This window comes from Chelatococcus asaccharovorans, assembly GCF_003201475.1.
Classification (GTDB): domain Bacteria; phylum Pseudomonadota; class Alphaproteobacteria; order Rhizobiales; family Beijerinckiaceae; genus Chelatococcus; species Chelatococcus asaccharovorans.
On the sequence record NZ_QJJK01000009.1, the window covers coordinates 23,886 to 44,070 of the forward strand.

Genomic DNA, 20,185 nt, shown 5'->3' on the forward strand with positions numbered 1-20,185 from the left:
CCCCGCCCCCAGGACCGCGCCTGCACCGCTTGTGCTCTGTGATCATCGGTTGTCGACGCGATTGATGAATCGGTGGATCGTGATCTCTCCCCACACGCCGGCGCGATTGAAGGGATCGTTTCTGTTGAATTCCTCGACGTCCTCCCTGCTCCGGGCTTCGACCAGGAAATGCGAACCGATCATTCGATCCTCGGTCTCGTGGAGCAGAGGTCCGGAAAGGAGATTGCGAATGGCAGCGGTCTCCAGATAGGCCTTGTGGGCATCGTAATTCGCCAGGCGGCGCGCCGCGGCGTCGGGCTTGTCGATGCAGGTGATGATGAACAACATGAGCAAACTCCTGTGATGGACCGACGGAACGCGTCGGGTGCTGCGTCACGAAATTTTCGCCAGGCCGTGGCCTCTGGACACATTTTGCGCCGGTCTTGCCGTTCTTCGCCGACATCGAGACCGGTGAACTGTGGGCTTCGGTTGACGAAAGCCGCACGGATTGGCCGACGGCATCCGCGGGCCACGCGATACGGTCAAGTCATGGGCACGGTGCATATGGGCACGGCGCAGATGGGCACGGTGCATATGGGCACGGCGCAGATGGACACGGCGCTGCGCAGATGTCCGGAATCAACGAGATCCTGTCCTTCCTGCATCGGTTGGGGCGCGTGGACGTGACCATTCCGACGGACCCGGGACAATCGGCGTTTCGTCCATTCTGGATGTTTGTGGGCTCGCCGCCTGCCTCTGTGCGCTGCACAGTCGGGCGACACTGGTTCGGAGGGCGCAATGAGCGACATGAAGAAACCCGCTATCGGCTGGATCGGGATCGGCAAGATGGGGTATCCGATGATCCGCCGGCTCATCGATGCCGGCTACAGCATACAGGCCACGGACAATGATCCGGCCGGGCTCGACCGGGCACGGTCGGCTGGCGCGTCGGCGGCGGTCTCCCTGCAGGACGTCGCGGCACGGTCCGACATCGTCATCTCCATGATCCCCAACGATCAGGCCTTGCGCGCGATCGTTTCCGGTCCGCGCGGACTGGCCGGCCAGCTTGCGGGAAAGATTTTCGTCGACATGAGCACGGTTTCGCCCACGGTGTCGGCGGAGATCGCCACGGCGATCGGCAGCGGCGCGGCATACATTCGCGCGCCGGTCTCAGGCAGCACGGAAACGGCCGAAGCCGGCAAGCTCACCGTGCTCGCTTCGGGCCCCCTCGGCGCATTCGAGACATGCCATGACGTCTTCAACGTTTTGGCGGCCCGGCAATACTATCTGGGCGACGGAGAGCAGGCGCGGTATCTCAAATTGGTCCTCAACAGTCTTGTCGCCGGATCGGCGGCCCTGGTGGCGGAAGCCCTTGAACTGGGGCGCGCCGGCGGTATCGAGATCGGAACGCTGATGGACGTTCTCTGCGACAGCGTGGTTGCCTCGCCGCTCATCCTCTACAAGCGCCATGCGATTGAAACGAACAGCTATGCGCCGGCCTTCACCGTAAACCAGATGGTCAAGGACACGACGCTGATCGCCGCCGCGGCCGCTGCCAAAAGCGTTGTCATGCCGATGAATGATTTCGTGAACAGCAAGTTCAAGGCGGCGGCCTCGGCCGGTCTCGGGGAGGAAGACTTCTTCGTCCTGGCCCGCAGCCCGTGATTTTATGCTTCATCGGTCGCGCGAATGCGGGCGTTCGCATCGGCAAGCCCCTCGTTGATGGACTTCGAACCCGAAAGGATGCGGTGAACCTCCTGCCCGAGTATCGTTTCGATGCGGACATATTTAGGGATGGCCGGTCTCTGCCAGACATTCAGCAGGCGCTTCTGTGCGAGCGACTTGACCAGATTGTAGACAGGAAAATTGACCTGGGCACCGAGGTCGCCATTCAGGCTGAACAGGGGCGAAAGCGGCAGGCCGTCCTTCGCCCGCGCGCTGTCTGCCGACGACATCCAGGCCATCGTCCGAAGCGCCATCTCCTTGCGGCCGTCCGGAAGGTTCGATGGGACGGCAAAGACGAAACCGCCAAGCGGGCTCATGCTCCGCCCGCGTTTTCCGGCCGGAGGCGCGACATAGGAGACACGCCTTTTGACCACCGAGTCGATGTCCATCTCGAACCGGGTCGCATGAACCGACCAGGTGTAGGTCATCGCCGCCCTGCCATGAAGGAAGAGATCGAGTGACTCCCGCCAGGAGGCATTGAGAACATTGGGGGGAGAAATGGCCAGCAACTCGCGCATGTATTCAAGCGCTTCCACCGCCGCATAGCTGTCTATCAACGCCCTGATCTTGCGGCCGTTAAGCTCTTCCTTCTCGAAATTACCTCTCACCTGTGCGAGGTCGACGATGGGCGCGCCGCAGCAGCCGAGAATGAACATGAAGGTATGGGCGATATCGATGCCTTCCTGCCCGTTCCAGGCGATCCCGAAACGTCCGGCGGCCGGATCATGCAGTGCCTTTCCACAGCGAAGCACATCCTCGAAAGTGGTTGGAAGCTTCAGTGCGTGCCGTTCGAACACGTCGCGCCTGGCCGCCATGATCTGCGCCGTGGCATAGCTAGGAAGGCCGAAGGGTCTCTGCCGCCAGTGTCCAAGATCCCAGACCTGCGGATGGAAGCTCGGCGCCATGGTTGCGTTGGCCTCAACAAGCGGGCCAAGGTCGACAAGGGCTCCGCGAGAGGCGAATTCGGCAACCCAGGGCCCGTTGAGAGAAACGATGTCGTATTTCGAAGTCTGGCGCGCGGCGTTCTCTATCAGCTCTTCGTGGAGATCGTCTAGATTCAGCAGGGAAAAATTGCCAAAGCTTCCTATCCGCTGGCGAAAATCTGACCAGACATGGCGGATCGACTGGAAATAATAGTCGTCGTGAAACAGGAAGCGGGCCTGCTCGACGCCACTGATGCTCTTTACAATACGTGTCTGCTGCTCGTTCAAAGCGAGCGCCTGATGTTCTCCGCCGAAGAAGTAGTCGTCCGCGTCCCCACCTGCCGCCCCGACGTAAATCTTCGTGAGCTCCGCCTTGATCTCTCGGGCATAGGCGAAGAAATCCCGAATGAGCCTGGCGCTCGGAACGATATCGAATCGTTTGCCGCCGCGCCCTTGCCGCTCGAAAAGGCCCTGATCGATCAGCTCGCCGATCCGCCGATGGGCCGTGGCATAGGGAAGGCTCGAAACCTGGATCAGCTCGGTGATCGTCACCGGGCGCCCTTCGATGAAGCGCTGAATCAGATAGCTTACCATCCTCCACTGGGCTTCGCTCTCTCCGAAGGGCATGATCAGCTGAAAGCGGTCCCTGATGCGAGCGATGAACGAAATGACGCGTGCAATCTCATAAGCATTCGGTTGAACCAACGTACGATCTTCGGTCATCGCGCCTGAGGTAGTCCTTGTTGCTTCACCGAATCCCGGAAAACATGCTCTTCCGAACGAAACGTCCGGCCAAGATGAGTTCGGTGCCTGCTCCTGTCGCCATCGCGGATTCGTATTATATCTGAGCCGAGGCGCGATTAGAAATCCCGGCCGGCGGCATCGGGACAGGCGTTTGGGCGCCTGTCGGTTCCACGGTCTTGAACGGTCGCGGCGGGGGCGCGCATATCCGGTTATGCGATTGGTGGGGCGCCAGGATCAGCCCTTGACGGCCCCGGCGCTCAGGCCCGAGACGAAGTATTTCTGGACGAAGAGGAACAGAATGACGGGCGGCAAGGTGAAGATCAGTGCCGTGGCCATGATCTGGTTCCAGGGCGTCACATATTCTCCCATGAGCGACGAAAGACCGATTGTTCCGACCCACTGATCAACAGTCCGCAGCAGCGTTCTCGCCAGCATGAATTCATCCCATGCATTCAGGAAGGAGAAAATGGATGCTGCAATGACACCAGGCAGTGAGAGCGGCACGACAATCCGTGCCGCGATATAGATCCACGATGCGCCGTCGATGCGCGCCGCCTCATCGATCTCGAAGGGAACGCCGTCGAAGACCGTCTTCAGCATCCATACCATGACAGGCAAAGAGAAGGCTGCATTGGCGATCACCACGCCGACCATGCTATCGGCCAAGCCGAGTTTGATGAAGGTCGTGTAGAGCGGGATGATCAACACGATGGGCGGCATCATCTGCGTGCCGAGGATCGATAGCGTCATCAGGCCCTTATGCCTGAAGTTGAATCGCGACAGGCCGTAGGCGGCGGGAATGCCGATGGACAGGGCGACCAGCGTCGATATCGTCGAGACCAGGAACGAGTTCAGCAGCCAATGAAAAAGCCGTGTTTCGAAGAGAATGGTCCGAAACGTTTCGATGAACGCGCCGTCCGGCAGCAGCGCCGGCGGATAAGCCGTGGCGGCCGCAGGGCTTTCGAGCGCCGATTTCAGCATCCAGAGAAACGGGATGGCGACCACAAAGGCCAGGCTATAGGCAAGCAGCGCCGCGATCCAGTTCGTACGGGCCATCATAGTCCGGTCATTCTGCATGGGAGCCCCGCCTGTTGACCATTCCGTAGTAGAGGCCTGCACAGAGCATCGAGATCAACAAGACGCCGACGCCAAGCGCCGCGGCGCTGCCGGGATGGAACATCTGAAACATTTCCAGATAGCTGCGCAGCACGATGGTTTCGCTGCAACCGGCGGGACCGCCGCCGGTCAGAAGGTAGATGGCCGTGAAGGAGCGGCCGAAACACCAGATCATCATCAAGAGCGTCAGCATGACCGTGGTGGACCTGACCCCCGGCAGGGTGACGTACCAGAACGTCTGCAGCCGGGATGCGCCGTCCACCTTGGCTGCCTCGTAATGGGAGTCGGGGATGGACTGCAGCGCGGACAGCATCATGACGATGCCGAGCGGCAGAAGCTTCCAGATCGAGATACCCGTCAGCGAGATCAGTGCATTGGGACAGGCATTCAGAAAATCGATCACGAAACGGCCTCCTGTTGCCAGGGACAGGAGGTAATTCAGCACGCCGATGTCGAAATTAAACAGCAGCGAGAAGATCAGGCTTGCGGCGACATAGGGGGTCGCCCAGGGAATGATGAAGATGGCGCGGATGAGTGCCCGGCCGGGAAAATGATCGTTCAGAAGAAGGGCGATGCCCAGTCCGAAGAACCAGACGAAGAAGACGTTGCCCAGCGTGTAGATGATCGACGTGACGAGGAGCTGAAGGAAGCCGTCCTGTCCGATGATCCTCGCATAATTGGCAAGTCCGACGAAGGCAACATTTCGCCCCATCGTGTCGGAATAGAGGCTCATTTGCAGGGTCTGCCATATAGGGACCAGAAACACTGCGATGAGCGAGGCAATACAGGGCCCCAGGAAGAGCCACAGATGCATGTTCGGCCATGAACGGAAGGCCTTGGCGGGCGACGATTCTGAGACAGCAATGGACATGGGCAGCCTTCCTTGCCGCCAGGCGACCGTTTCGGCCGCCCGGTGGCGACAGCTTTACCTCTTGGTTGCCATGAATGCGACAAGATCCGACTGGATCAACTTGGTCGTGTCCTGCGCCGAAACGCCGCCGAACAACATCGCTTCGATGCGCTTGCCGATGATCGCAATGATATCACTGCCATATTGCTCGACGCCTGCGGGTGCGTAGCTAACCGCCTCGGAAGCAAGCGTATTGAAAGTCTCGAACCATGGATTGGACTTGAGGTAGGCGGCGGGAATCATGTTCTTGCGGCCCGGAATGACGCTTGCCAGCTCGACGAGACGTCCCTGCCACTTTTCCTGAAGCAGCGTCATCAGGAACTTGGCAGTTTCTTCCTTGTTCTGCGAGCTCTTCGGAATGGCGAGGAAACTCGTCACGGTGATCGGCTTGCCGTTGCCCAGCATCAGCGGCACCGTCGTGATATTCTTATAGGTTTCCAGGTTGCCGGCCTGCGTGACGGCGGCCATGAACGGACCCGCGGCATACATGGCAATCTTGCCGTTGACGAACATCGGCCGGAAGACTTCGAATTTGGCGCCCTTCGGAACCAGGTTCTGGTCGACGACCGACTTATAGAACGTCAGCGCCTTCAGCATTTCAGGCGTATCTGCCGACGGCTTGCCATCGGTGAAAAATCGCGCGCCGAAGCTCGCGACGATCGGAGCATATTCTAGGAACTGCTGCGACGCGGAGCCGGAATAGGCAGAGAGCGCCAGGCCGAAGGTCTGTTGCTTGGGGTCACGCAGCGCCTTGACGATTTTTTGGAAATCCTCAAAGTTCTTAGGCAGCTCAAGGCCGGCGGACTTGAGCATCTGGGTATTCACGAACAGCGCGCGCGGATTCGAAGCGAACGGAATCCCGTATATCTTGCCGTTGCTGACTGCGAGCTGCTCCGGCGCGATGAAGTCTTCGAGCTTCAATCCGGCAGCGTCCAGATAGGGATTAAGCGGCTCGAGCAGGTCCGCATCGATATAGCGCTTGAAGTCGGGATCGAAGGCGGTGAGAACATCCGGGGCATTGCCCGAGGAAATATCGACGAACATCTGGTCGGCGAAGGATGAATAGGGGATAAAGGTATCCTTGACCTTGATCCCCGGATTATTTTTCTCGAAATCCGCCTTCAATTCTTTCATGAAGGCGCCATAGGTCGGTTCCGTCCATTGGAAGGACGGATAGTTGATTTCACCCGCATCGGCCGCCGAAACTCCCAGAAGGCATGCCAGTGCCGTGGCGGACGCCAGCCGGCCGATGACGGCGGCAAAGCGCGAGGGGCGGCGAACTCGCCCGGATCGGGATATGTGTGATTCCCAGTGCTGACTGACCATGTTGTTCATCCCCATTATCATTGTTGTAGATCGTATGGCGCTGCGCGCATGTGCCGCGTGAAGCGTCTTGTCGGTTTCGGCCATCTCAGCGGTTCGGCCCGCGCGATTTTGGCGGCGGGCCGGTCGCGCGTTAGTCCTTGATATCCATGAGCGTCGACGAGCGCGGAATATTCTCCGCCCAGCCGGAGGGCAGCGGCGCGATGAAGACGTTTTCCGTGCGGTATCGCGACATCTTCCAGACGCCATCCACCTTCTTGAAGGCGTTGAAAAGACGGCTCGAGCGCAGCACAGATGATCCGTCGCTGAAAATCCAGGGTTGGAAATGCACCCATTTACCTTCCGCCCTATCTCCGGTCACCGTAATGTGCTCAGAGGTGAGATAATGGCAATTGAGGAGCATTTCGGGCTCGCGCGGCTGGAAGAAACCGGTGAAGTGCTTGATCAGGCCTTCCCGGCCTGAACTGAAGCCGAACTGGTTCTCGTAGTAGGGACCGACGCCTTCCCAGGTTGCGTCGTCGGAAAACAGATCGACGATCAGGCCGATCCGATCCGCATTACTCACCCCAAGTTCCGGCAGAGGAACGTCGCAAAGGAGCATGTAGCGGCTGATGATGCGGCGAATGTCCGCCTCCGCGGACAGTATCTCGACCTTTTCCGTCAGGGTCTTGAGCTGATGCTCGATCTTTTCGTCCAGTGTCATCTGCATTTTATACTCGCTTTCAGGTCCGGCCGAGGAACGTGATCTCGACGTCTCGGAGAAGATAGTCCATCCGGACAGCCCAGAATTTCTGGAAGGTCTCTGAGTTGAAGTGCTTGTCCAGCGCGGCCTGATCAGCCCAGCGCTCGTAGAAGAAGAACACCGATGGGTCGTCCTTGAGGCAGTGCAGCTCATAGGCTTCGCACCCCTCCTCAGACGGCGTTTCCTTGGCGAGAACCGCAAGCTGCGCCTTGAGCTCATCGCGTTTTTCAGGCTTGGCATACTGATATGCGATCAATGCAACGGTTTTGTCCGTCACGGGTTGTCTCCCATCCCTGAATGTTGTCGGCAGATTTGCATCGATGGCGAGAACCCCTCCGGCCTTGGCCAGGTCCGGAAATGGTGCCTGCAGGACGGATGATAGGAAAATCCCGCGCGGCGAGTTTCGTCATTACATCCATTTTGGATGTTTTGCCGCCAGCTGCCGCGGCGCCCGGGTCAGCAACGGGCGTGACGTTGCATTGCGCACGGATCATCGCGGCAGTGAGGGGCTGCGCGTTTCATTTTCAAGCGATTGCCGCAACGGGATCGCGCGCGATCCGGCGTGCTCGGCGAGGCTCAGTCAGCGGCAAGCCATTCCGCGATGGCGCAAAGAAGCGCGTCATCCCCTTTGCGCCCGACGAGCTGGAGACCTGCCGGCAAGCCCTCGGCTGTCACGAGCGGCACGACCAGTGACGGATGGCCCGAAAGATTGAAGGGGCGGAGAAATCGGGTCAGGGGCAAGACGGCCGAGGGATCGCGCGCCTCCTCCAGTGTCGGGGGAGCAACCGGCATGCTCGGCAAGACCAGGGCGTCGACATCCTCAAGAAGCCGGTCGACATCCGCGCAGAAATGTCTTCGGACGCATTCCGCTTCCGCGACCTCAGCGTCCGTCGTCTTGGCAGCCGCCAGTATTCTGGCCCGCACATCCGCTCCGATCCCTGTGGCCGCGATCGCGAGATGTTCAAATGCGGCTGCGGTTTCTCGATTGATGATCACGAGCCCGGCCCGATAGGCATCTTCCAACCCTTCGAGCCGCGTTCGCGGCATTGCGCCGGATGCGCAGGCTGCGGCGAGCGCGATGTCCAGCGCCGACGTTATGGCAGGGGCGGCCTCGACGTCGATGCGGCGTAGTTTGGGTGCATGGCGCAGGAGGCGCGGATCGAATGTGCGATCCATCCTGGTCATGGCCTGCGTCAGCATCGCGGCCGATCGGGCGAACGGCCCGATACAATCCAGCGAGCTTGCTGCCGGCATCGCTCCGATCCTGCTGATCCGCCCGAATGTCGGCTTCAGGGCGAAAACGCCGCAGCAGGTGGCCGGTTGGCGGATGGATCCGCCGGTGTCGGTGCCGATCGAGAAATCGCAAAGCCCGGCGGCGACCGCCGTGGCCGAACCCGACGACGAGCCGCCAGGGATCCGATCGGGCCAGCGAGGATTGATCGGGGTCCCGAGATAGGCATTGACGCCGGTCATGCCGAAGGCCAGCTCGTGCATGTTCGCGCGACCGATGATCCGACAGCCAGCCTCGAGAACCGCCTCTACCACATCAGCATGACATGCGGCGGGCTGCGATGTTTCCAGGGACGCGGAACCGCTGCGCGTCGGCATGCCGGCAATCGCGATACATTCTTTGACGACGAGCGTCGGTCCCCGATCGCCGAGGGACAAGGCCGTCGTAATTGAGCAGGCTTCTCGTTGCATGGCGCGCCATCGGCTAATGTTGATGGCGCGGCATCTTATTCCTCTTCGGTCGCTGCTTCAGCCGAACTTCATCCAAAATCGACAATGCCGGGCGTCAGGCTGACAGGGGTGGATGAACGAACCGCCATCAGCGGCCTCGTCGCCGAGACCGGATCTCGGCAATGATCCGTTGCTCCATCATGAAAGTCGTGACGGGACAGGCCGGCGGAGCCTTGACGAGGCAGGTGACAATGTCCTGCATTGTATGCCACATTTGTGAAGGTCCTTGTGGGCCCGCATGAAATCGCTGGCTTCGCTTCAAGGCTGAAGTCTTCAATCAAGAGAATTTCGCTTGCCGGAGGGGCACGTGAAGGTATTGAGCGCAAACGGGGTGACTTCGTGAGTGATAGTGTGAACAAGGCCGGGGTCAAACCCGTCATCTCCGTCGCGAACCTGACCACGTCCTTTATTGTCGAGGGTCAGCTTCGCCCCGTGGTGCGCAATATCTCCTTTGATGTAGCGCCGCGCGAAACCGTTGCTATCGTTGGCGAATCAGGCTCCGGCAAGAGCGTGACCGCCCTGTCGATCATGCGCCTCATCTCCGCGTCGAGCGGTCGCGTCGAGGGATCGATCCGCCTCGGCGATCGCGACCTCCTGACGCTTCCCGAACATGAGATGCGCAAGATTCGCGGCAACGACATCGCGATGATCTTCCAGGAGCCGATGACATCGCTCAATCCGGTGCTGACGATCGGCTATCAGATCGCCGAAGCCCTGATGCTGCATCGCGGCATGTCGCATAGCGAGGCCAAGGCGGAGACGATCCGCCTCCTCGAGAAGGTGCGCATCCCCGCCGCGAAGTCCCGCTTCGACGAATATCCACATCGTTTCTCCGGCGGCATGCGTCAGCGCGTGATGATCGCCATGGCCCTTGCGTGCAAGCCGAAGCTTCTCATCGCCGACGAGCCGACGACCGCGCTCGACGTGACCATCCAGGCCCAGATCCTTGATCTCATCAAGATCCTGCAGGATGAGGAGGGCATGTCCGTGCTCTTCATCACCCACGACATGGGCGTGGTGGCTGAAATCGCCGACCGCACAGTGGTGATGTACAAGGGCGAGGCCGTCGAGAGCGGCAATACCGATGACATCTTCGCGCGCCCGAAACATCCCTATACGCGGGCGCTCCTGTCGGCCGTGCCGCGCCTCGGCTCGATGGAAGGCCATGCGCGTCCGATGCGCTTCCCCGTCGTCGACAAGGCTACGGGCGAGTCGGACGTGCCGGTGGAGACGCCGGATACGGTCAACGAGAAAGAGCGGCCGGTGCTCGAGGTCAAGAACCTCATCACCCGCTTCGACATCCACTCCGGGCTGTTCGGGGGCGTCTCCGGCCGCGTGCATGCGGTGGAAAACGTATCGTTTACGGTCAAGGCCGGCGAGACGCTGGCGCTTGTGGGTGAATCCGGTTGCGGCAAATCGACGACCGGCCGCTCGATCGTCCGGCTGGTCGAGCCGAATTCCGGCACGGTGATGGTCGACGGCCAGAACGTTCTGGACCTGAAGCGTGAGAAGCTGCGCGAGATGCGCCGCAACATGCAGATGATCTTCCAGGATCCTTTCGCGAGCCTCAACCCCCGCGCGACCGTCGGTGCGGCGATCGCCGAGCCGATCCTGACGCATGGCCTCGCCTCGAAGGCGCAGGCGCGCGAGATGACAGCGGACCTCTTGCACCGCGTCGGCCTGACCGCCGATATGGCGAGCCGCTATCCGCATGAGTTCTCGGGTGGCCAGCGCCAGCGCATCTGCATTGCCCGCGCCCTGGCGCTGAAGCCCAAGCTGATCATCGCGGACGAGGCCGTCTCCGCGCTCGACGTGTCGATCAAGGCGCAGGTCGTCAACCTGATGCTGGACCTGCAGGAGAGCATGGGCCTCGCCTATCTCTTCATCTCGCATGACATGGCGGTGGTGGAGCGCGTCAGCCATCGCGTGGCGGTGATGTATCTCGGCGAGATCGTCGAGATCGGCCCGCGCGTTTCGGTGTTCGGCAATCCGCAGCACCCCTACACCAAGAAGCTGATGGCGGCGGTGCCGATCCCGGATCCGGCGCGGCGCGGCCAGAAGCACCCGGTCTCGAACGACGAAATCAAGAGCCCGGTGCGCCCTGCCGACTATGTCCCGCCGATCCGCGAATATCGCGAAGTGACGCCGGGCCACTTCGTCCAGGTCTGGGGCGCCGAGTGGGAGCCGAAGACCGCGCTCGCGGCTTGATCGGCAGGCGGACATGCGACAGGCCCCGGATCGCCGTGATCCGGGGCCTTTTCGTTGCGGTTCGCCGAACCGTGCAACCTGCGCGGCGCGCATGTGATCAGCGCGGCCAATGGCTACACCATTTCCCAAACGTCCTGACAAGAGAGGCGGGGAGGGCTGTCAGCTTGACGGCGGCCGGTCACGCGGGCAACGATCGGCAGATACTGGCGATTGTGGCTGCGGCCCGGAGGCGGCGGTTTCGAAGGCAGCATGACAAGCCGATGGGACACCAGATCATTCTGCCGTGCTCCGCCGGGCGGTTGATGCACAGGCTAATGACGGGGACGACGGAATGAACGATGTAGCTGACGTCGCAGAGATGACCGCGGAGTTTCGCTCCGCCATGCGAACGCTCGCCGGGGCCGTCTCCGTGCTCACGGTGGGCGAAGGCGAGGATCGCAACGGTTTCACGGCCACCTCCGTCGCCTCCTTCTCCATGGAGCCACCGCGCATCACGGCCTTCATCAACAAGAACACGTCATCCTGGCCGATGGTCACGCGCTACCAGGCATTCGGTGTCAACATCCTCGCCGAGGATCAATCGGCAATCGCGGATCGGTTCGCCGGGCGGCATGGGACCAAGGGGCAGGACCGCTTCGCCGATGCGACGTGGATTACGGCCGTTACCGGCGCGCCGCTGCTTGTGGGCGCTCTCGTCGCAATCGATTGCAGGCTCGAAGAGGCAATCGAGCGCCATACCCATGCCATCCTGATCGGCCAGGTCTGTGCGGTCAGGGTGGCCGATGCCAATGTCGACCCGCTCCTCTACTGGCATGGACGCTACCGCAGCATCCGGTGAGGGCTAACTGTGATTGGGCCATCCGCATTGGCCCAAGCGCATGCGTTATGGCCTGTGCCACGTATCTGCCGTTCTTCAGGCTGCAAGTTGTTCATAGTTCAGCCGGCAAAGCGTAGCCGGCTTGCCCCGATCGCGAAGCCGGCTATCATTGAAGGTTCATGCCAGAGCAGGTCCGTCTGCTGCGGACGTGCGTCGTTCAAAAATAGGTGAGAAAATTCAATGATTTGGGTGGTGTCGGACGATTCCATTCGAGTCGGATGTGTTCTAGACGGCTGCGCCTGCGCGCCGACCCTCGGGCTCCGTCGCCGCTTGCCGAAGCCTTGTCCTGCAGCGTCCGTGCTTGGACATGGTCCGGCAGGGGGGAGAACCGGTGAGCCGCATTGGTAAGCAGAGTCTAGGGTCAGGACCCATTCATATGATGGAAATGGCGCCTGAAACGGCAAAGAGATGCCGAAAAGAGATTCCTGGAGAGACGCGAAGGTCGATGGGGTTCCATCGGCCGAGTGGCTCGACGCCGCAGGTCGCAGCCGTTTCGGCGTCCTTCGGATGTGGTCCATTTGGCCGGCAACTGCGTCGCGGAGGGCTCGAAAGCCGAAAGGCTTCCTTCGCCTCCGCTTCTTCAATCCGGTCAAATGGCCTCACACCATTTCAACCAGATTAATGGGTCCTGACCCTAGGTAAGCACAGTGTTTGTGTCACATTCCAGTGCCGCTGGGTCTCCCGCCAGCAGAACAAGATGCGCTGAGGAAAGTACAGTCCCGCCATGGTCGTTTCTTTCGCACTGATCAATCTGGCCGGCTATGTCGCGCTCTTGCTCTGGGGCACCCATATGGTGCAGACCGGCGTGCAGCGCGCCTTCGGCCCGCATCTGCGCACATTTCTCGGCTCGGCGCTGCGCAATCGCCTGTCGGCCTTTCTCGCGGGGCTTGGGGTCACGGCGGTCCTGCAGAGCAGCACGGCGACGGGCCTGATGGTGACGGGCTTTGCCGCAGGCGGGCTGGTCAGCCTGATGCCGGCGCTCGCGGTGATGCTCGGCGCCAATGTCGGCACCACCTTGATCGTGCAGGTGCTGTCCTTCGATGTGGCCGCCTTCGCCCCCGGGCTGATCCTGTTCGGCGTCGTGATGTTCCGGCGCGATTCCAGCACGCGGATGCATGATCTCGGGCGCGTGTTCATCGGGCTTGGCCTCATCCTGATGGCTCTCCATCAGATGCTGACGCTGATGGCACCTATTGAGGACGCGCCTGGCTTGAAGGTGGTGCTGGGCGCGGTTTCGACGCTGCCGATCATCGATGTCCTATTCGGGATCATCGTCACCTGGGCTTTTCACTCCAGCGTGGCAGTTGTGCTGCTGATCATGTCCCTGGCAACCAACGGCATCGTCCCGCCAGAAGCGGCGATCGCCTTCGTGATCGGTGCCAATATCGGCACGGCGGTCAACCCGGTTCTCGAAGGAACGACAAACGATGATCCGGCTTCCAAGCGGCTGCCTATCGGCAACCTGCTGAACCGCATTCTCGGCGGGCTTGTCGCGCTCGCGCTGATTGATCCGATCACCAGTGTGATGACTCGGCTCGATGGCGACGCCGGGCGTATGGTCGCGGACTTCCACACCTTCTTCAATCTGGTGATTGCGCTCGTCTTCTTCCCGTTACTCGGGCCGTACAGCCGCTTTCTCGAGAAGATCCTGCCGGAACGCGCCAAGGCGGATGATCCGGCGCGGCCGATCTATCTTGATAACGCGGCCAAGGAAACGCCCATCGTGGCTTTGGGCGGGGCATCGCGCGAGGCTCTGCGTCTGGCCGACATGCTCGAGACCATGCTGCGCGGCGCGCGCGAATCGCTCGCCAAGGATGACCGTCGGATCATCAGCGAGACCAAGCGCCTGGACGACATCCTCGACAGCCTGAATACGGCGATCAAAGCCTATCTCACATCCATCGATCCGGATGAGTTGAGCGAGGCCGATCATCGACGCCTGAACGAGGTGCTCGCCTTCACGATGAATCTCGAACAGGCGGGCGACGTCGTCGACAACAACCTGTTGCCGCATGCCGCCAAACGTCTGAAGAGGGGGCTGACCTTTTCGAAGGAGGGGCAGGCCGAATTGCTCGCCCTGATGGATCGGTTGATCGCCAATCTGCGGACGGCCGCGTCGCTCTTCATGACGGAGGATCCGCGTGCGGCCCGGCTTCTCGCGGAGGAAAAGGTGGCGTTCCGCGACGCGGAAAACGCGGCGACGAGCGCGCATTTCGCACGCCTGCGCACCGGGCGCCTCGATACCACTGAGACCAGCGCACTGCATCTCGATCTTCTGCGCGATATCAAGCTCATCAATTCGCATATTGTGGCGGCGGCCGCCTATCCTGTGCTTGAGCGCACCGGCGATCTGCTACCAAGCCGTATCGTTGCCAGTGGCGAATAGCCCGGGCGCCGGTTCCCGGCCGTGCGCCTCGCGCAGCTTTGCGACATCGACGTCGTGAGGTGCATTCGCCGCGATTCCAGCGCCTTCACCCCGATCGCGCCCGCGCCGACGTGATGAGCTCCATCCGGATCGGCGGCAACGCGCACCTCGGCGGCGGGGGCGGGCCTTGACCTTCTCAGCATCCATGTCCTGAACGCGCGGCTGCCTTCCCCTGGAATCAATTGCCGTGAAATAGATGGCATGTCATCTATTTGCCATGCACTGTTTGATCCGTTGCCATGTCCGTTCTTCCGGCTGATGCGCCCGCCCGCCTCGGGCCCCTTCTCGCGCACACCGCGCGCCAGTGGCGGCGCGCGGTTGATCGCCACCTGCAACCCTTCGGCTTGACGGAGGCCACCTGGCTGCCGCTGCTGCGCATCGCCCGCGCCCCCCATCCGATGTACCAGAAGGATCTGGCCGCATCGCTCTCGCTGGATCGGTCCTCCGTCGTGCGGTTGCTCGACGCGTTGGAACAGGCGGGATTGATCGAGCGTCGCGAGGGCAAGGACCGGCGCACCAAGGCCATCGTCCTGACCGCGCTCGGCCAGGCGACCGTCCAACGCGTGGAAGTCTTTGCCCGGGAGGTGCGCGAGACGGCGCTGGCCGGGCTGTCGCCTGAGGATCTCGCGGTCACCCTGCGGGTTCTCGATCACATCGCGACGGTCCTTTCCCCATGCACCGAGGAGACTGGCGCGTGAATGCCCCGGTCAAGGAGCCCGCGACCGGCATGGCGGGCGAGGAGCCTCGGCCGAAGGTATCGCTGTGGCTGCTCGCATCGCTGACCTTCAGCGCGACGCTCGCGATGCATATCTTTGTGCCGGCCTTGCCCCAGGCAGCGCGGGACCTCGACGCGGGCGTCGGGGCGATGCAGCTCACGATCAGCCTGTACATCTTTGGGCTGGCTGTCGGGCAGTTGATCTACGGACCGATCGCCGACCGTTTCGGCAGACGACCCACGCTGATCATGGGCCTCTGCATCTATGTCGTGGCCGGTATTGCTGCCGCCGTCACGCCGAGTGCCGATGCACTGATCGTGACGCGCCTGTTTCAGGCCATGGGCGGCTGCGTAGGCATGGTGCTCGGTCGCACCATCATCCGCGATATCTCCAGCGCGCAGGATGCTGTCCGAAGCCTTGCCCTGGTGAACTTGTTCATCACTGTCGGGCCGGCAATCGCCCCCCTGATAGGAGGCGCGTTGACCTCCACGGTGGGATGGCGCTTCATCTTCGTGGCACTCGCCTTGTTCGGCGTGATGAACATCATGTTCACGGTGTGGATCCTGCCGGAAACGCGGCGGGCAGGCGGCGACAATTCCGGGGCGACCCTGGCGCGCAACTATCGCAGTCTCCTCACATCGCCTGCCTTTCTGGGTTATGCGATCGGCGGCGGCTGTGCCACGACGTCCATGTATGCGTTCATCGGCGTCGCGCCCTTCATCTTCATCAACGAATTGGGGCGCCCTGCCTATGAGGTCGGCCTTTACCTCGCGCTGCTCGTGGGAGGGATCTGGATCGGCAGCATTGTCGTCAGCCGCCTGATCATGCGCATGCCGATCCGGTCATTGTTGATCGGTGGCAATCTCATCAGTCTCGTGGCGGCCTTCATGTTTCTAGGCGTCGTGGTCAGCGGGCATCTGACGGTCTCCTGGGCCGTCGGCCTTATGTTCGTCTTCCTCTTCGGTGTGGGCTTTGCGGCGCCCACCGCCGTCACTCAGGCGGTCAGCGTCAACCAGAAGGTCGTGGGCTCGGCCTCCGGCCTCTATGGCTTCGCGCAGATGTCGGTGGGCGCATTGTGCGCGGCCTTGGCGGGTCTGGGCTCCGACCCGGCGCTTGCGGCCGCGCTGGTGTTGACCGGTGCCACCGTCGTTGCCCAGATCGCTTTCATGATCGCCCAGCGCAGCGGGCCAGCGAAGGCCATCTAACCCCGGGCTGCCGGGGCGGACGCCTTGTCCAGCCACTGCTTGCTGAGGTTGACGTCGGCCTGCGACAGCCCGTGCCCCGTGGGCAGCACGCGATGGGCGACGTCAGCGCCGGCCTGTCCCAGCACCGTGGCGAGCCGGGCGGCGTTCTCCTCCGGCACGATAGGGTCCATCGACCCGGAGAGAATGAGCACAGGGCGGCTGGCGAGGTCACGGGCCGGCGCCTCCGGCAGGGGCACCATGGCGCGCAGCAGCACGGCACCGGCCAGCGCGTCCGGCTGACGATACATGAGGGCCGCGGCGATATTCGCGCCATTGGAAAAGCCGACCGCTATCGGGGCCGCCAGGTCATAGGCGGCCCTCGCCTCGCGGATGAACTCCGCCAACTCATCGGCCCGGCGGCGGACATCCTCCTCATCGAAGACGCCTTCGGCGAGGCGCCGGAAAAAGCGCGGCGCTCCGCCCTCGGACACCTTGCCGCGCGGCGACAGCAGCGCCGCCCCCGGGGCGACGAGCCGGCCGAGCGGCAGGAGATCGTTCTCGTCACCGCCGGTCCCGTGGAGGAGAAGCAGCGGCGCCAGCCCTGGAACGGTGGCGGGCTCGAAGCGGTGGATGAAGGACAAAGCGGCAGTCATGGCAGCCTCCTTGCAGGCAGGGATGCGCTGTCCTGCGCTGCACCAGCGCAAGACAGTCGCTTTATCTCGATGGTTGGTTCAGCCGAGATCAGGCAGGACAGCCTCGATCTCGGCGCGCCGCCGCTCCAGGAAAGACGGCAGCTTGAGGTCCTGGCCGAGCGAAGCGAGCGGTTCGTCGACAGCGAAGCCGGGAACATCGGTCGCGATCTCGAAGAGGACATGGCCGGGCTCGCGGAAATAGACGGACCGGAAGTAGTTGCGGTCCTTCTGCTCCGTGGTCTGGATGCCGTGGTTCTCGGCAAGCTTTTTCACCATCGCCTCTTGGGCGGCATCGTCTGCGGCCCGGAAGGCGACGTGGTGGACGGAGCCCCCGCCCATACGGGCCGGCAGGAAGTCTCCCGCCACGCGCAGGTCGACGATGCCGCCGATCGCGGTGTCCCCCGCCTTGTAGCGGATGAGCGTGCCTTCACGGCCGACTTCGCCGAAACCGAGGACATCGGTCAGGATCGCACCGGTCGGCGCCGCGTCCTTGATCAGCAGGCTCACGCTGTGGAAGCCGCGGATGGCGTTTTCAGCCGGAACGTCGCTGCCGCCCCATGCGGGTTCGGCCTCGATGCCCGCGACGCCAACCAGCGCGAGCCGCATGCCATCCGGATCCTTGAACGCGAGAACCGTTTCGCCGAAGCGCTTCTCGGGGGCCTGATGCACAACGCCCTTCTCGACGAAGCGATGCGTCCAGTAGCCGATGGAGCCCTCCGGCACACGGAACACCGTCTCCTGCGTCTCGCCGACGCCAAGACGGCCGGGCGCCACATGCTCCCAGGGGAAGAAGGTGAGGATCGTACCGGGAGATCCCGCCGCGTCGCCGAAATAGAAGTGGTAGGTGCCGGGATCATCGAAGTTCACGGTCCTTTTCACGAAGCGCAGGCCAAGGACCTCCGTATAGAACTGGAAATTGCGGCGCGCCGGGCCGGCGATTGCGGTGACGTGATGAATGCCATTCTGGACCATCGATGAGACCCTCCTTCAGGGGAGCTTCGACGGAGATTGATCCGGAAGCTCGGTGCCGGGCGGTCATCTCCGCCTTCGATGCATCTAGAGATAGCGCCAATCGCCCGAACCGCCAGAGCCTTTCCATTGCGCTGATGCAAAGTCTATTGTGCTTTTATGTGTTTGAGTTTGCCGTTAAGCTCTCAGCATGCGGGAGCTGCGGACCGCATGTGCGCTGGAATGCCCATGGAGAAGCGACATGGTGGAACCCTTCAAGCATCTCGCCTGGGACGATTTTCGCCTGGTCAAGGCGATTGCCGATGCACGCGGGCTGCCGGCCGCCGCAGCGCAGATCGGCGTGAACCATTCGACGGTATTCAGGCGCCTCGGCCAGATCGAGGAGGCCCTCGGCGTCAAGCTGTTCGAGCGTCACCGGGCGGGCTATGCGCTCACGCCGGCCGGTGAGGAAATCGTCGCCGTCGCCGAGCGGGTCGATGCCGACATCACGGCGGTTACGCGCAAGCTTGTCGGACGGGAGCTGGCGCCGGCCGGGGAGCTGCGCGTCACCACCAACGACTCGCTGCTCGTGCACCTGATGACATCCTTGTTCGCCCGGTTTCGCGAGGCCTATCCGACGATCCAGCTCGATGTCGTGCTGACGAACCAGGCGCTCAACCTCTCCAAGCGCGATGCCGATGTGGCCATCCGCGCGACCGACAAGCCGCCGGAAAATCTGGTTGGCCGCCGCATCTCCAATGTCGCCTGGGCGCTCTATGGGCGGGCGATCGACTTTCCCGATCCCGAGACCCAGCGCGCCGCCGATTTGTCGACCCTGTGCAACAGGACCTGGGTCTCGCTCGGCGACAATCTCGGCTCGCTCAACGTGGTGCGCTTCGTGCGGACGCATATCGCGCCGGAGAATGTCGGCTACAAGGTCAATACGGTTCTCGGGCTTGCCGAGGCGATCGAGGCGGGTTTGGGCATCGGCCATCTGCCCTGTTTCATCGCCGACGCGCGCCCGTCTCTGGTGCGTCTGCAGTCGCCGGACAAGGAATTCGAGACGCAGCTGTGGCTGCTGACGCATCCGGATCTGCGCCACAACGCCCGTGTACGCGCGTTGATGGATTTTCTCGCCGCTGAAATGAGCCAGTGCCGCCGCTACATGGAGGGCGAGGCGATTTGAGGGGAGGCTGCCACAGGTGGCCGCCTTGCCCATTCGCAGTTTCAGCTGGCATCTACCACGAGCGTCATCCCGGGGCGTTGCGGAGCAACGGGCCCGGGATCCATGAACACTGCCGATGCCCCATGGATAAGCGCCGTGTTCGTGGTTCCCGGACAGCCGCTATGCGGCTTCCGGGATGACCGTTGAGATCAATCGCCCGCCTCACGCCTCCGGCGGCAGGAAGTGGACGTTGTGAAGCGCGGCGCGCCGCACGACCTCGGCCGGATCCGGCACGCCGTGGATGGCGGTGAACAGCTCGAACAGCTTCTGCGTGGGGCTCACCCAGAACAGGCATTTGGCCGTCTGGTCGCTCTTGTTGAAGATGCCGTGCGCCTTGTCGCGCGGCAGGCGGGCGAGGTCGCCGGGGCCGGCCTTGCTCTCGACGCCTTCCAGCCAGAAGGTCAGTTCGCCTTCGAGCATATAAATATATTCGTCCTGATCCGGATGGATATGCGGCGGCACAAAGGTGCCGGCCGGGAAGGTCGCATGCCAGGAAAAACTGTCGTCCGTCCGTGATTTCGGCACGTAGGTCTGGCCGAGAATGTTCCAGGTGATACCATCGAGGCCCTCATTGGCCTTGCGAATACCTGCCGTCTCTGCAATCGACATGGGCTTTACCTCTCCGTTTCAGATGTGGGCTCGATTGCCTGGCCGAGCCCGTTGATACTTGCTTCATTCTTCCATCATCCCCCGCGACCGGTGAAGCCA

18 protein-coding genes are annotated in these 20,185 nt (G+C 62.2%); 7 read left to right on the plus strand and 11 right to left on the minus strand.

What is annotated here, in order from left to right; genetic code table 11:
• Positions 1-42: 42 nt before the first annotated feature.
• Positions 43-327 carry a YciI family protein gene (locus tag C7450_RS20935; RefSeq protein WP_110376418.1) on the minus strand — a complete coding sequence of 95 codons (285 nt, stop codon included), beginning with the start codon at positions 325-327 and terminating at the stop codon, positions 43-45.
• 450 nt (positions 328-777) lie between these two features.
• On the opposite strand from C7450_RS20935, the gene C7450_RS20940 reads away from it, so the two are divergent.
• Positions 778-1,644 (plus strand): NAD(P)-dependent oxidoreductase, encoded by an 867-nt coding sequence (locus tag C7450_RS20940; protein ID WP_110376419.1) that lies wholly within the window; start codon positions 778-780, stop codon positions 1,642-1,644.
• Between the two features lie 2 nt (positions 1,645-1,646).
• Here C7450_RS20940 and C7450_RS20945 read toward each other — a convergent pair whose 3' ends face one another.
• The 7 genes from C7450_RS20945 to C7450_RS20975 all read right to left on the minus strand — a co-directional run bounded on the left by C7450_RS20945 (position 1,647) and on the right by C7450_RS20975 (position 9,163).
• Positions 1,647-3,221, minus strand: a complete 1,575-nt coding sequence (locus C7450_RS20945) for an extracellular solute-binding protein (RefSeq protein WP_170147348.1) — start codon at positions 3,219-3,221, stop codon at positions 1,647-1,649.
• A gap of 384 nt (positions 3,222-3,605) precedes the next feature.
• Positions 3,606-4,430: a carbohydrate ABC transporter permease gene (locus C7450_RS20950; protein ID WP_170147349.1), complete on the minus strand. Its 825-nt coding sequence runs from the start codon at positions 4,428-4,430 to the stop codon at positions 3,606-3,608.
• A 7-nt stretch (positions 4,431-4,437) separates the two neighbouring features.
• Positions 4,438-5,358 carry a carbohydrate ABC transporter permease gene (locus tag C7450_RS20955; RefSeq protein ID WP_110376422.1) on the minus strand — a complete coding sequence of 307 codons (921 nt, stop codon included), beginning with the start codon at positions 5,356-5,358 and terminating at the stop codon, positions 4,438-4,440.
• A gap of 54 nt (positions 5,359-5,412) precedes the next feature.
• On the minus strand, positions 5,413-6,732 hold the full coding sequence (locus C7450_RS20960) for an ABC transporter substrate-binding protein (protein ID WP_170147350.1): 1,320 nt from the start codon (positions 6,730-6,732) through the stop codon (positions 5,413-5,415).
• 121 nt (positions 6,733-6,853) lie between these two features.
• A complete protein-coding gene (locus C7450_RS20965) occupies positions 6,854-7,429 on the minus strand; it encodes a nuclear transport factor 2 family protein (protein WP_245450012.1) in 576 nt (191 codons plus the stop codon).
• A 13-nt stretch (positions 7,430-7,442) separates the two neighbouring features.
• Positions 7,443-7,739: a putative quinol monooxygenase gene (locus C7450_RS20970; protein WP_170147351.1), complete on the minus strand. Its 297-nt coding sequence runs from the start codon at positions 7,737-7,739 to the stop codon at positions 7,443-7,445.
• Between the two features lie 299 nt (positions 7,740-8,038).
• Entirely contained in the window at positions 8,039-9,163 is a 1,125-nt protein-coding gene (locus tag C7450_RS20975) for an amidase (RefSeq protein WP_110376425.1), read from the minus strand.
• Positions 9,164-9,541: 378 nt separating this feature from the next.
• Between C7450_RS20975 and C7450_RS20980 the strand changes: the two genes are divergently transcribed.
• The 5 genes from C7450_RS20980 (at position 9,542) to C7450_RS21000 (ending at position 16,633) form a co-directional block, all read left to right on the plus strand.
• Positions 9,542-11,410, plus strand: a complete 1,869-nt coding sequence (locus tag C7450_RS20980) for an ABC transporter ATP-binding protein (protein WP_210206494.1) — start codon at positions 9,542-9,544, stop codon at positions 11,408-11,410.
• 331 nt (positions 11,411-11,741) lie between these two features.
• Positions 11,742-12,248 carry a flavin reductase family protein gene (locus C7450_RS20985; protein WP_110376426.1) on the plus strand — a complete coding sequence of 169 codons (507 nt, stop codon included), beginning with the start codon at positions 11,742-11,744 and terminating at the stop codon, positions 12,246-12,248.
• A 763-nt stretch (positions 12,249-13,011) separates the two neighbouring features.
• Entirely contained in the window at positions 13,012-14,673 is a 1,662-nt protein-coding gene (locus tag C7450_RS20990) for a Na/Pi cotransporter family protein (RefSeq protein WP_110376427.1), read from the plus strand.
• A 278-nt stretch (positions 14,674-14,951) separates the two neighbouring features.
• On the plus strand, positions 14,952-15,410 hold the full coding sequence (locus C7450_RS20995) for a MarR family winged helix-turn-helix transcriptional regulator (RefSeq protein WP_110376428.1): 459 nt from the start codon (positions 14,952-14,954) through the stop codon (positions 15,408-15,410).
• Positions 15,407-16,633, plus strand: coding sequence for a multidrug effflux MFS transporter (locus C7450_RS21000; RefSeq protein WP_245450014.1), 1,227 nt, complete (start codon positions 15,407-15,409; stop codon positions 16,631-16,633). Before C7450_RS20995 ends, C7450_RS21000 begins: the two co-directional genes overlap by 4 nt.
• Here the strand turns inward: C7450_RS21000 and C7450_RS21005 are convergent.
• Both C7450_RS21005 and C7450_RS21010 read right to left on the minus strand, forming a co-directional pair.
• The gene (locus tag C7450_RS21005; RefSeq protein WP_110376429.1) at positions 16,630-17,265 is read right to left on the minus strand and encodes an alpha/beta hydrolase; all 636 of its coding nucleotides are present in this window, start codon (positions 17,263-17,265) and stop codon (positions 16,630-16,632) included. The genes C7450_RS21000 and C7450_RS21005 overlap by 4 nt on opposite strands.
• A 78-nt stretch (positions 17,266-17,343) precedes the next feature.
• The gene (locus C7450_RS21010; protein ID WP_110376430.1) at positions 17,344-18,276 is read right to left on the minus strand and encodes a ring-cleaving dioxygenase; all 933 of its coding nucleotides are present in this window, start codon (positions 18,274-18,276) and stop codon (positions 17,344-17,346) included.
• 238 nt (positions 18,277-18,514) lie between these two features.
• On the opposite strand from C7450_RS21010, the gene C7450_RS21015 reads away from it, so the two are divergent.
• Positions 18,515-19,438: a LysR family transcriptional regulator gene (locus C7450_RS21015; protein WP_110376431.1), complete on the plus strand. Its 924-nt coding sequence runs from the start codon at positions 18,515-18,517 to the stop codon at positions 19,436-19,438.
• A gap of 201 nt (positions 19,439-19,639) precedes the next feature.
• Here C7450_RS21015 and C7450_RS21020 read toward each other — a convergent pair whose 3' ends face one another.
• Positions 19,640-20,086: a cupin domain-containing protein gene (locus tag C7450_RS21020; protein WP_110376432.1), complete on the minus strand. Its 447-nt coding sequence runs from the start codon at positions 20,084-20,086 to the stop codon at positions 19,640-19,642.
• Positions 20,087-20,185: the final 99 nt, after the last annotated feature.